This is a genomic window from Duganella sp. LjRoot269 (genome assembly GCF_964254095.1).
Classification (GTDB): Bacteria; Pseudomonadota; Gammaproteobacteria; order Burkholderiales; family Burkholderiaceae_D; genus Rugamonas; species Rugamonas hordei.
Genome location: NZ_CAXUSL020000001.1, coordinates 4760339 through 4771872 on the forward strand (window position 1 = coordinate 4760339; position 11534 = coordinate 4771872).

Genomic DNA, 11534 nt, shown 5'->3' on the forward strand with positions numbered 1-11534 from the left:
ATAACAATCCTGATCATGGAGATCCTCATGCGCTATCTGCTCGCCCTGCCGTTTATCGGCCTCCTGTGGCTGCCGTTCTACAACCACGAACTCCCCTCGCTGTTCGGCTTCCCCTTCTTCTACTGGTATCAATTCGCGTGGGTGCCGCTGACGGCGCTCATCATCTGGATCGTCTACCAGGACGGCCTGAAAAAGGGAGAGGAATGATGGACGGCCAGATCAACTGGACGGCGCTCAGCGTCTTCATCTTCTTCTTCGCGCTGGTGACGGTGATGGGCTTCCTCGCCTCGCGCTGGCAGAGCGGCAAGGAAAACAAGGGCGCCCACCTCGATGAATGGGGCCTGGGCGGCCGCAACTTCGGCACCTGGATCACCTGGTTCCTGGTCGGCGGCGACTTCTACACCGCCTACACCGTGATCGCCGTGCCGGCGCTGGTGTACGCGGTCGGCGCCTACGGCTTCTTCGCGCTGCCGTACACCATCCTGGTGTATCCGATCGTCTTCCTGATCATGCCCAAGTTGTGGCACGCGGCGCAAAAAGCCGGCCACGTGACGGCGGCCGACGTGGTGTATGGCCGCTACCTGTCGCGCCCTCTGGAGTTCGCGATCGCCTTGACCGGCGTGGTCGCCACCATGCCCTACATCGCGCTGCAGCTGGTCGGCATGGAAGTGGTGATCAAGGCGCTGGGCCTGACCGGCGAACTGCCGCTGGCCGCCGCCTTCGTCATCCTGGCCCTGTACACCTACTCGGCCGGCCTGCGCGCGCCGGCGCTGATCGCCTTCGTCAAGGACCTGATGATCTACATCGTCGTGCTGGTCGCGGTGGTGCTGGTGCCGATGAAGCTGGGCGGCTACGGCGTGGTGTTCTCCTCCGCCGCCGAAGCGTTCGCGGCCAAGGGCGGCAACACCGGCCTGACCTTGAAGTCGGCGCAGATACTGCCGTTCGCCACGCTGGCATTGGGCTCGGCGATGGCCGCCTTCATGTATCCGCACACACTGACCGGCATCTTCGCCGCCAAGAGCGCGGACACCATCCGCAAGAACGCCGTGTTCCTGCCGGCCTACACCATCCTGCTCGGCCTGATCGCGCTGCTGGGCTTCATGGCCTACGCCGCCAAGATCACCGTCAAGAACAACAACGACGTGGTGCCGGCGCTGTTCAACGCCTTGTTCCCGAGCTGGTTCAGCGGCTTCGCGTTCGCCGCCATCGCCATCGGCGCGCTGGTGCCGGCGGCCGTGATGTCGATCGGCGCGGCCAATCTGTTCACCCGCAACTTCTGGAAGCCCTACGTCAATCCGGCCGTCACGCCGGCCGGCGAGGCCCGCGTGGCCAAGCTGGTGTCGCTGGTGGTCAAGGTGGGCGCGCTGGTGTTCATCCTGTTCCTGCCGACCAAATTCGCGCTCGACCTGCAGCTGCTGGGCGGCGTGTGGATACTGCAGACCTTTCCGTCGGTGGTGTTCGGCCTGTTCTTCGGCTGGTTCGGTTCGCGCGCGCTGCTGTCCGGCTGGGCGGTCGGCATCGGCGCCGGCAGCTGGCTGGCGTTCAGCGACGGCATCAAGCCTATTCACACGCTGGTGATCGGCGCCGACAACTACACCGCCTACACCGGCTTGCTGGCGCTGATCCTGAACATCGTCGTCGCGGTCATCGTGCAGCTGGTCGCGGGTGGCGCCGGCGCTAGCCGCCAGCCTGCGCAAACGAAGTCTTGATGACGAACTCGTAGCGTTCCGGCCGTATGTAGAACTGCGACCGGTCGCAGCACGCGCCGTCTGCGAAGTAGGAGCTGCGCTCCATCACCAGCAACGGCGCGCCCTCCACCACTTCCAGCGCCGGCGCCAGTTCGGCGTCGGCCTGTCCCACCTTGATCGCCAGGTCGGCCCGCGCCACCGCCTGGCCGGTCAACTCCTGCAAGATCGCATACGAGGGCGTGCGCTCCATGCGTTCACGATCCGCGGCGTTCATCAACAGCGGCAGATAGCTGCGGCCCACCGCCAGCGGCGCGCCATCCAATAAATGCAGGCGCTGCAGCCGCAAGCAGCGTCCATCCTCGTCCCCCATCACGCTCAAGGCGCCGCCCGGCGCATCGACGATCTCGCGCGACAGCAGCCGCATCTCGGCCTGCAAACCCTGCTGCAGCAAGGACTCGTGAAAACTGCGCAGCTGGTCGAGGCCATGCCGCAGCTGCTTGCCCGCCGCGTAGGTGCCCTTGCCCTGCTTGCGCGCCACCGTCCCTTCCTGCTCCAGCCTGGCCAGCGCCAGCCGCACCGTCACGCGGCTGACGCCGAAGCGCAGGCACAGCGCCGCCTCCGACGGCAATTTTCCCGTCGGTTCGAAGCGGCCCTGTTGGATTTCCTCGCGCAGCAGCGAGGCGATTTGTTCGTACAGCGAGGCGATGTTTTCTCTTATCAGGTGCATGGCGGGTCGGGAAGCGGCAATCAGGGAACAGATATGCAAATGCGGAAATGTCAGTTCTTACAACTTGTATTAAAACGTATTATCACAGCCATACCAAAAAAATGCTTGGATTTCCAGCCATGACCAACAACAAAATTCCCGCGATACCGGCCGCCATTTCATCTGCCTTTGCGCCCGCCGCCGCGCTGTCGCTGGACGGCGTGTCGTTCGCCTGGCCGGGCGGCCAGCAAGTGTTCCGCGACCTGTCGCTGCAGGTCCGTCCCGGCGAATTCATCGCCATCCTCGGCCCATCCGGCTGCGGCAAATCGACCTTGCTGAACCTGTTGTCCGGCTTCCAGCAACCGGATAGCGGCGCCGTGCGCATCAACGGCCGCGCGGTCAATCCGGAGATGCAGGAACTGGGCTATGTGTTCCAGTCGCCCAACCTGTTCCCGTGGCTCAGCGCCCTGGACAACGTGCGCTTCGGCCTGCGCATGGCGCGGCAGCTGTCGGCCGCGGAGCAGATCGAACGTGCGCAGTCTTACCTTGAGCTGGTCGGCCTGGCCGATGCCGGCATCAAGCTGCCGCATCAGCTGTCGGGCGGCATGCAGCAGCGCGTGTCGCTGGCGCGCACCTTGGCGCTGGAACCGCGCGTGCTGCTGATGGACGAGCCCTTCGCCGCGCTCGACGCCATCAGCCGCAACACCATGAACGAGGAGACGCTGCGCCTGTGGGCCGCGCTGGGCCAGACCACCGTCTTCATCACCCACGATATCGACGAGGCGATCTTCCTGGCCGACCGCGTGGTGGTGCTGGGCACGGCGCCGGAAGGCATACGCGCCATCGTCGACATCGACCTGCCCCGTCCGCGCAGCCTGCAGCACACGCGCCGCCTGCCGCGCTTCCTCGACTACCGCAACGACTTGCTGGACCAGATCACCCCGACCAGGAGCACCACCCATGCGTAACAACATCCTCGCCGCCCTGCTGTTGGGCACCCTGTCCATGTTTGCCCAGGCGGCCAGCCAGCCGCTGAGGATAGGCTGGGTCTACGCCATGGCCAACGCGCCGGCGGCGGTCGCCGAGCAGCAAGGCCTGTTCGCGGCCGAGGGCCTGAAGGTCGAACTCAAATCCTTCGGCGACGGACCGCTGCTGCAGCAGGCGGTGGCGGCGGGCGAAATCGATGTCGCCTATGTAGGCGCGCCGCCGGTGTATCAATGGTTCTCGCGCGGGCTGGAAGGCAAGATACTGGCCAAGGTCAATTCCGGCCAGGCCGCCGTGATCGCATCGAACGAGGCCGGCATAAATACGGTGGCCGACCTGCGCGGCAAGAAGCTGGCCGGCGTGGCCAAGGGCAGCGGCATGGACGTGCTGCTGCGCGGCTATGTGCTGAAGGACTACGCCAAGCTCGATCCCGAGCATGACCTGTCTATCGTCGCCATGCCGCCGGCGAACATGAACGCGGCGCTGGACCGCCACGTGGCCGACGCAGCGTTCTCGTGGGAGCCGTTCGTCAGCGAGGCGCTGCTGCGCGGCGGCAGCCGGCTGGTGCTGGACGTGAACAAGGCGCTGCCCAACTATCCGTGGTATGTGATCATGGCCGTGCCCAAGACCCTGCACGAACGGCCCGACGACGTGGTCAAGTTACTGCGCGCCCATAACAAGGCCATCGCCTTCCTCAACGAACAGCCCGATGCGGCCAACCGCATCATCATCGACACCTTCAAGATCGCGCCGATCCAGACCGTCGACGGCAAGACCGTGGCGCCGGAAGCGGTGGTCAAGGAAGCGCGCAAGCGCCTGGGCTGGTCGGCCAAACTGGAAACGTCGGACCAGCAGTTCATCCAGCGGCTGATGGACTATTCGCTGGCGCTCGGCTTCATACCCAAGGCGCTGAAGGTCGAGCAGCTGCTGGACCTGTCGTGGCAGCAGAAAACGCAATTGAAAACACAACCAAAGGCGGCGCCGTAAATGCGCTGGCCGAAACCTTCATGGAGCTGGGCCTCGCTGCCGTTCCTGCTGCTGGCGTGGGGCCTGGCCGCCAGCCGCTTCCCCAGCTACGTCCTGCCGCAGCCGTGGGAAGTGCTGGCCGAGGCGGCGCGCTGGGTCCGCGACGGCAGCCTCGGGCCGCATTTGCTGGCCAGCGTGCTGGAGGAGCTGGGCGGCTTCGGCGCAGCCATCGCCGCGGCGCTGCTGCTGGGCGTGACAGGCGGCGTGTCGCCGCGCTTCCGCGCCTTCATCTCGCCGCTTAACAGCCTGTTTATGGCGATACCGCCGGTGGCCTGGGCGCCACTGACGATGATCATCTTCGGCCTGGGCTACGTCTCCATCATGGTGGTGATCCTGGTGGCGGCGGCGTTTCCGATGGCCGTCACCATCCAGCAAGGCGTGCAGGCCATCGGCCGCGGCGAGGTGCGCGCCGCCCGCGCGCTGGGCGCCAAGCCGGCGCAGCTGCTGCTGCACGTGTACCTGCCGGCGTCGCTGCCGGTGCTGACGGCGGCGCTGCGCATCGGCTTCAGCCAGGCCTGGCGCGCGCTGGTCGCCGCCGAGATGGTCGGCGCCAGCAAGGGCATCGGCTGGATGGTGTCGATGGGCGGCCAGGTCGGCAACAGCAGCCAGGTCCTGCTGGGCATCGCCATCATCGGCCTGATCGCCTGGCTGATGGAAAGCCTGGTGTTCCGCCGCATCGAACGCCACTACGAAAACTGGCGCACCGCATAAACAGACAAGGAAAACGACATGCCGCAATTTGATCCGAAAACCGAAGCCGGCGACTACATCGCGCCCATCGGCCTGTATGAACGCAACAAGAACCTGCCCTTCCTCGGCAGCCTGTCCTGCCCGCGCAGCGAACTGGTGGCCGGAGAATGGACCGAGCTGCAGCTGGTCTACACGGTGGGCGGCTCCGGCCTGGCCGACGGCGCCTGGCTCAAGCTGGCCTTCAAGTTCTATTCCGACTGGGCGCTGTTCCAGACCAGCGATCCGGCCGGCGCCAACTACGTCTCGGCCGAATACCACGCCGGCGAACTGGTGCCCGGCCAGAGCGCGGCCACGGTGCAGCAGCTGAAGGTGCGCTTCGACCAGAAAGGCCACGAACGGCCGTTCCAGAAAGCCGTCATCATCGACATCGTCGACGGCTACCTGAACCCGGGCGATCGCATCGTGATCCGCCTGGGCGACCGGCGCCAGGGCGGCGGCGGCACGCGGGTGCAGAGCTTTGTCGAACAGGGCTTCCGCTTCCGCATGTTCATCGATCCGCTGGGCAGCTCCAAGTTTGCCGAGGTGCCGGGCGACAGCCTGATCGACATCGTGCCCGGCGCGCCGGCCAGCCTGCAGATCGTGGCGCCGCGCTTGGTCGGCAACGAGGAAGCGTTCGACATCATCGTCCGCGCCGACGACGCCTGGGGCAACACCTGCCGCAACCTGCCGCTGGCCGGCACGCTGCGGCTGCATGGCCCGGAAGGCGAAGTGCGGGAACAAGCCTATACGCTGGCCGAATCCGGATGGGCTGTGGTGCGCGCCGAAGGCCTGCGCCTGGCGCGCAACGGCGAATGGCGCATCGCGGCCGGCGTCGACGATCCGCGCCTGGCCGAGGCCAGCGCCTACGTCAACGTGGAAAACAGCAGCGGTGCCCTGCGCGCGCTGTACGCCGACCTGCATGTGCACTCCGACGACACGGTCGGCACCAACGACACCAGCTACAACCTGAGCTACGGCCGCGACGTCGCCGGCCTCGATGTGCTGGGCTACACCGCCAACGATTTCAACATCACCGAGCAGCGTTGGAACAAGGCCGTGGAACTGATCCACGCACTGAACGAGCCTGGGCGCTTCGTCTGCTATCCAGGCACCGAATGGTGCGGCAACTCCAGCGCCGGCGGCGACCGCAACATCGTCTTCCTGCGCGACGGCAAGCCGCGCTTCCCCTTCGACGACAAGGGCCGGCTGGTGCGCTCCTTCGAGTGGAACGAGTTCACCGCCGGCACGCTGAAGCCCGGCGCCTGGCCGGTCGACGAACTGTATGCGGCCTACGCGGACGATCCCGAAGGCCATCTGATGATGCCGCACATCGGCGGCCGCCGCTGCAACCTGGACTGGCACCACCCGCAGCTGGAGAGGCTGATCGAAGTGGCGTCGGCCTGGGGCCAGTTCCACTGGGTGTATGCCGAGGCGCTGCGGAAAGGCTACCGCATGGGCGCCGCCGCCAACAGCGACGAGCACCAGGGCCGTTGCGGCGGCGGCGTGCCGGCCACCGCCGTCTTCGGCTCGCGCGGCGGCCTGACCGGCGTCATCGCCGAACGCTTCGACCGCGAAGGCGTGGCCGTCGCCCTGCGCGCGCGCCGCACTTTCGCCACCACCGGGGAGCGCAGCTACGCCAGCCTGAAACTGGGACAACACTGGATGGGCGAAGTGCTGAGCACCGGCGCCGGCGCGCAACTCGACTATCGCCTGCTGGGCGACCAGGGCTGGGAATCGGTCACGCTGTACGACGGCGCGCGCGTGGTCTGGCAGCGCGACCTGCACCGTGAGGCGGGGCTGGCCGACGGCCGCATCCGCCTGCGCCTCGGCGGCGCGCGGGTGCACGAGCGCTATCGCGGCGCCTACTGGAGCGGCACCATCCGCGTGACCGGCGCCGTGGTGCGCGACTTCAGCGCCTACGGCCTCGATCATCCCGAGCAAGCCGTCTGGCGCCAGGACGCCACCACCATCGCCTTCCGCACCAGCACCAGTGGCGATACCGACAGCATCGAACTGGATCTGTCGACGCTGGCCGGCGCCCGCATCGAGGTGCACTCGCGCCTCGACAGTTATATCAAGGTCGGCGATCCGCTGCAGCCGCAGGCCTATGTCCATGCGCCGCAGGCCGTGCTGTCGCTGGCAGGAGAAGAACTGCTGGCCGCCGGCGGCGTGGAGCAAAAGCTGCCGGGAGCGGAATTGAGCGTGGCGGTTGAACGCATCAGCGCAGGCGCGCTGCCGCGCGAGGTGGCAGGCAGCATCGCGCTGGGCGAACTGGAGCTGGAACCGGGGCGCGAGCATCCGCTGTTCATCACGGCGCGGCAACGCGACCAGTCGCGGGTCTGGACCTCGGCGCTGTTCCTGACGCCGGACTAACCGCCGGCGATTTTCTGTCATCGCATCGTCACACAGCTCGGGTATCATGGACGCTGCCCGCATCACGCGCGGGCCTCCTCCAACCTGACACGAGCAACTATGACAAAGAATGTACCGGCATGCCTGCCCGCCCTGCGGATCCTGGCCACCTGCTTAACCTTCTGCCTGGCCGCCGACTGGGCCCAAGCGGCAGCCCCCTCCGCGACCGCGGCCGCCCCCGCGCAGCCAAAGCTGGTGCTGGTGATGGTGGTGGACGGCCTGCCGAACGAGCAGCTGCAGCGCTATCGCGACCAGTTCGGCCAGGGAGGCTTCCGCCGCCTGCTGGACCAGGGCGCATCGTTCAGCAACGCGCACCAGGCACACGGCATCACCGTCACCGCGATCGGCCATAGCGCCGTGCTGACCGGCGCCTATCCCTATGTGCACGGCATCATCGGCAACAACTGGATCGACCCGGTCACCAGGAAATCGGTCTACTGCACCGAAGATACCAACTACACCTATATCGGCGAAGAGACCAAGTCCAGCGACGGCACCTCGCCGAACCGCCTGAAGGTCGACACGCTGGGCGACCAGCTGCGCTATGCCACCGGCAATCGCAGCAAGGTGGTGGCGGTCTCCGGCAAGGATCGCGGCGCGATCCTGCTGGCCGGTAAAACCGGCACCGCCTATATGTACATGGACAAGACCGGCGACTTCGCCAGCAGCACCTTCTACATGAAGCAGCATCCGGACTGGGTCAAGCAGTACCAGGCGGGCAAGCCGCAGGACCGCTACTACGGCAAGTCGTGGACCGCGCTGCTGCCGGAAGCCGCCTACGCCGGCGACGCCAGCGAAGACCTGAATGCGCCGAAACCCGGTACGCACAACCGCCTGCCGTACACCTACTACAGCGAAAGCGGCGAGATCGACGCCGGCTACTATAACAACCTGAAGACCGGCCCCTTCCTCGACCAGCTGACCATCGACTTCGCGCGCGCCGCCGTCGAAGGCGAAAACCTCGGCCGCAATCCCGCCGGCGTGCCGGACCTGCTGGGCGTGAGCCTGTCGGCGCACGACTACGTCAACCACGCGTTCGGCCCGGAAAGCAAGCTGTCGCACGACCACCTGCAGCGGCTGGACCGCATGCTGGCCGACTTCTTCAACTACCTGGACAAGCGGATCGGCATGGACAACGTGGTGGTGGTGCTGACCGCCGACCATGGCTTCCCGAACACGCCGGAGTTCTCGCAGACGCAGCACATCGACGCCCAGCGCATCGACGGCGACAAGATGATGACGGCGCTGGGCAAGCACCTGTCGGACAAATTCGGCGTCGCCAAGCTGCTGAGCGCATGGTCGCTGCCCAACATCCACCTCGACTACGAGCAGATCGACAAGAGCGGTTTGAAACGCGAAGAAGTGGAAAACGCCGCCGCCCGCTTCCTGCTGAAGCAGAACGGCATCGTCGAAGCGTACACCCGCACGCAGCTTGAAAGCGGCGCCGCCAACACCACGCGCATCGCCACCCTGATGCGCCGCGCATGGAACCGCGAAGCCTCCGGCGACCTGATGGTGGTCACCAAGCCGTACTGGTACTTCGGCACCGGCATCAGCGGCACCTCGCACGGCTCGCCGTACGCCTACGACACCAACGTGCCGCTGCTGATCATGGGCAAGCGCTGGATCAAGCCTGGCTACTACGGCCAGTACGCCGAAGTGGTCGACATCGCGCCGACGCTGGCGAACCTGCTGCACGTGCGTCCGCCGTCAGGCGCGGAAGGCCGCGTGCTGACGGAAACGCTGCGTTAAAAGTTAAAACCGGGGCGGCTTATTTGTAGATGCCGCAGCCGATCACCAGGTCGTCGACCTTTTCCAGATAGGTGGACTTGGCTTCGATGTTCTTGGTGATCGGGTTAGGCCATTTGTAATGGACCCAGCCGCTGCCCTTGGAATTGACCAGTTCAAGCATGTTCTTGAACAGGAAATTGCCGTCGGCGTCCTTCATCTCGATGACGTCCTTGCCGATGATCTTGGGCAGGGTGCCATGCGCCAGCATCTTGGCCTTTTGATCGATCACGAAGATATACAGGTCGCGATCGATAAACTGCCCCTTCGGATCGCTGAACTCCGCCAGCGCCTTCTCCTTGCCGTTCTTTTTGTAAAACGCCACCGCCTTCTTCACCAGCGCGGTAGCGTCGTCGGCGTTGCCCTTCCCCTGCGCAAAGGTGGCCGGCGCGGCGGCCAGCAAACCCAATGCGATCGTCAGCGACAGCAGTCGTTTGAAAAGTCCAGTCATATTCGTCTCCGTTTTAGGTATGGGTGTCTACGAATGTAGACCTGCCGCACGATTTGCACAACAAAATGTCGCCAATACCGACACTTCGAGCTATAGTTACCGCTAACATTTCCCTTTTCGACGACAATATGAATAAATTCGGTTTTCTGTTGATTGCCGCTGGCGCCATCACTTTCAATTCCCAGGCCGCCTCCGCGCCGCGCGCCGCCACCGCCGCCGGCGTGGTTGAAGGCACGCTTGAAGCGTCGGGCGTCACATCGTATAAAGGCATCCCGTTTGCCGCGCCGCCGGTCGGCGATCTGCGCTGGAAGGCGCCGCAGCCGGCGCAAAAGTGGCAAGGCGTGCGCAAGGCCGATCACTTCGGGCCGCGCGCAATGCAGCTGCCGCTGTTCGGCGACATGGTGTTCCGCTCCAGCGGCGTCAGCGAGGACTGCCTGTACCTGAACGTCTGGACGCCGGCCAAGTCGCCCAAGGCCAAACTGCCGGTGCTGGTCTACTTCTACGGCGGCGGCTTCGCGGCCGGCGACGGCTCCGAGCCGCGCTACGACGGCGAGACCATGGCCAAGCAAGGCATCGTCACGCTGACCGTCAATTATCGCTTGAATGTCTTTGGCTTCCTGGCGCATCCCGAGTTGAGCGCCGAATCGCCCAACAAGGCGTCCGGCAACTACGGCCTGATGGACCAGGCGGCCGCGCTGCAATGGGTGCGCAAGAATATCGCGGCCTTCGGCGGCGATCCCGCGCGGGTGACCATCGCCGGCGAATCGGCCGGTTCCTGGTCGGTCAGCGCGCAGATGATTACACCGCTGTCCAAAGGGCTGATCGCCGGCGCCATCGGCGAGAGCGGCTCGCTGCTTGGCCTGAACGCCCCGCCGCCATTGGCCGAGGCGGAAAAGAACGGCGCGGCGTTCGCCGAGAAAATCGGCGCGCCGACGCTGGCCGCGCTGCGAGCCCTGCCCGCGCAGCAGTTGCTGGAAACCCTGAAGCAGCCCGGCACTCCGTGGTTCAGTGCGATCCAGGACGGCTACGTGCTGCCGCGTCAACCAGCCGCCATGTACGCGGCGGGCGAGCAGGCCAAGGTGCCGCTGCTGGCCGGCTGGAATTCGCAGGAAGGCCATTACAGGCAGATCCTGGGCGACAAGGAAGCCACCGCCGAAAACTTCGACAGCGCGCTGAAACAACTCTACGGCGAGCGCGCGGCCGCCGCCCGGCAAGCCTACAGCGGCGACGTGATGCAGGCCGCCACCGACCTGGCCGGCGACCGCTTCATCGCCTACGGCACCTGGAAGTGGCTGGACACCCATGCCCGCACCGGTGGCAAGCCGGTCTACCGCTACTATTACTCGCATCCGCGTCCGGGCGAGACCGGCGCCGGCCACTCGGTGGAAATCGAATACGCGCTGGGTAACCTGCCGGGAAATAAAGTGTATTCATGGACTGAGGAGGATGCGGCGCTGTCGTCGCAGATGCAGGCGTATTTTGCCAACTTCATCAAGACCGGAAATCCCAACGGCGCAGGCCTGCCGGTTTGGCAGAAAGCCAACAGCGGCAAGGGTTCCCCGCTGATGAGGCTGGACGTTCCAAGCTCCTCCATGATCGCCACCGACGACGCCCATTTCGAGTTCCAGGAGCGTCAGTTGCAAATCAAGTAAATCAACTATATTAACTGTGACTTAGTTTGTATTTTATTGTATCAGCCGGTTATTCTTTGAAAACTTGCTATACACTATTTCTTTTCTTCGGGTAAAGA

General features: G+C 65.2%; 10 protein-coding genes. 8 read left to right on the forward strand and 2 right to left on the reverse strand.

What is annotated here, in order from left to right; translation table 11 throughout:
* Positions 1–27: 27 nt before the first annotated feature.
* Entirely contained in the window at positions 28–207 is a 180-nt protein-coding gene (locus ACSQ3S_RS21280) for a DUF3311 domain-containing protein (RefSeq protein WP_176651497.1), read from the forward strand.
* Entirely contained in the window at positions 207–1709 is a 1503-nt protein-coding gene (gene mctP, locus ACSQ3S_RS21285; RefSeq protein ID WP_436145059.1) for a monocarboxylate uptake permease MctP, read from the forward strand. Before ACSQ3S_RS21280 ends, mctP begins: the two co-directional genes overlap by 1 nt.
* Here mctP and ACSQ3S_RS21290 read toward each other — a convergent pair.
* The gene (locus ACSQ3S_RS21290) at positions 1678–2415 is read right to left on the reverse strand and encodes a GntR family transcriptional regulator (RefSeq protein ID WP_436143670.1); all 738 of its coding nucleotides are present in this window, start codon (positions 2413–2415) and stop codon (positions 1678–1680) included. The genes mctP and ACSQ3S_RS21290 overlap by 32 nt on opposite strands.
* 119 nt (positions 2416–2534) lie before the next feature.
* Between ACSQ3S_RS21290 and ACSQ3S_RS21295 the strand changes: the two genes are divergently transcribed.
* From ACSQ3S_RS21295 to ACSQ3S_RS21315, 5 genes are all read left to right on the forward strand, one after another.
* Positions 2535–3362, forward strand: a complete 828-nt coding sequence (locus ACSQ3S_RS21295) for an ABC transporter ATP-binding protein (RefSeq protein ID WP_436143671.1) — start codon at positions 2535–2537, stop codon at positions 3360–3362.
* On the forward strand, positions 3355–4365 hold the full coding sequence (locus ACSQ3S_RS21300) for an ABC transporter substrate-binding protein (protein ID WP_413448626.1): 1011 nt from the start codon (positions 3355–3357) through the stop codon (positions 4363–4365). Before ACSQ3S_RS21295 ends, ACSQ3S_RS21300 begins: the two co-directional genes overlap by 8 nt.
* A complete protein-coding gene (locus tag ACSQ3S_RS21305) occupies positions 4366–5115 on the forward strand; it encodes an ABC transporter permease (protein ID WP_353404632.1) in 750 nt (249 codons plus the stop codon).
* Between the two features lie 18 nt (positions 5116–5133).
* Entirely contained in the window at positions 5134–7506 is a 2373-nt protein-coding gene (locus tag ACSQ3S_RS21310; RefSeq protein WP_436143672.1) for a hypothetical protein, read from the forward strand.
* Positions 7507–7605: 99 nt separating this feature from the next.
* Positions 7606–9297 carry an alkaline phosphatase family protein gene (locus tag ACSQ3S_RS21315; RefSeq protein WP_436143673.1) on the forward strand — a complete coding sequence of 564 codons (1692 nt, stop codon included), beginning with the start codon at positions 7606–7608 and terminating at the stop codon, positions 9295–9297.
* A gap of 19 nt (positions 9298–9316) precedes the next feature.
* Here the strand turns inward: ACSQ3S_RS21315 and ACSQ3S_RS21320 are convergent, their stop codons facing one another.
* On the reverse strand, positions 9317–9784 hold the full coding sequence (locus ACSQ3S_RS21320) for a cache domain-containing protein (RefSeq protein WP_436143674.1): 468 nt from the start codon (positions 9782–9784) through the stop codon (positions 9317–9319).
* Between the two features lie 128 nt (positions 9785–9912).
* Between ACSQ3S_RS21320 and ACSQ3S_RS21325 the strand changes: the two genes are divergently transcribed.
* Positions 9913–11436: a carboxylesterase/lipase family protein gene (locus ACSQ3S_RS21325; protein WP_436143675.1), complete on the forward strand. Its 1524-nt coding sequence runs from the start codon at positions 9913–9915 to the stop codon at positions 11434–11436.
* The last annotated feature ends 98 nt before the right edge of the window (positions 11437–11534 follow it).

What these genes read in the sequence shown, in the direction of transcription:
- ACSQ3S_RS21280 (WP_176651497.1), top strand. Translation starts at nt 28, where the DNA reads ATGCGCTATCTGCTCGCCCTGCCGTTTATCGGCCTCCTGTGGCTGCCG.
- ACSQ3S_RS21320 (WP_436143674.1), bottom strand. Translation starts at nt 9,784, where the DNA reads ATGACTGGACTTTTCAAACGACTGCTGTCGCTGACGATCGCATTGGGT.
- ACSQ3S_RS21310 (WP_436143672.1), top strand. Translation starts at nt 5,134, where the DNA reads ATGCCGCAATTTGATCCGAAAACCGAAGCCGGCGACTACATCGCGCCC.
- ACSQ3S_RS21305 (WP_353404632.1), top strand. Translation starts at nt 4,366, where the DNA reads ATGCGCTGGCCGAAACCTTCATGGAGCTGGGCCTCGCTGCCGTTCCTG.
- ACSQ3S_RS21295 (WP_436143671.1), top strand. Translation starts at nt 2,535, where the DNA reads ATGACCAACAACAAAATTCCCGCGATACCGGCCGCCATTTCATCTGCC.
- ACSQ3S_RS21315 (WP_436143673.1), top strand. Translation starts at nt 7,606, where the DNA reads ATGACAAAGAATGTACCGGCATGCCTGCCCGCCCTGCGGATCCTGGCC.
- mctP (WP_436145059.1), top strand. Translation starts at nt 207, where the DNA reads ATGGACGGCCAGATCAACTGGACGGCGCTCAGCGTCTTCATCTTCTTC.
- ACSQ3S_RS21290 (WP_436143670.1), bottom strand. Translation starts at nt 2,415, where the DNA reads ATGCACCTGATAAGAGAAAACATCGCCTCGCTGTACGAACAAATCGCC.
- ACSQ3S_RS21300 (WP_413448626.1), top strand. Translation starts at nt 3,355, where the DNA reads ATGCGTAACAACATCCTCGCCGCCCTGCTGTTGGGCACCCTGTCCATG.
- ACSQ3S_RS21325 (WP_436143675.1), top strand. Translation starts at nt 9,913, where the DNA reads ATGAATAAATTCGGTTTTCTGTTGATTGCCGCTGGCGCCATCACTTTC.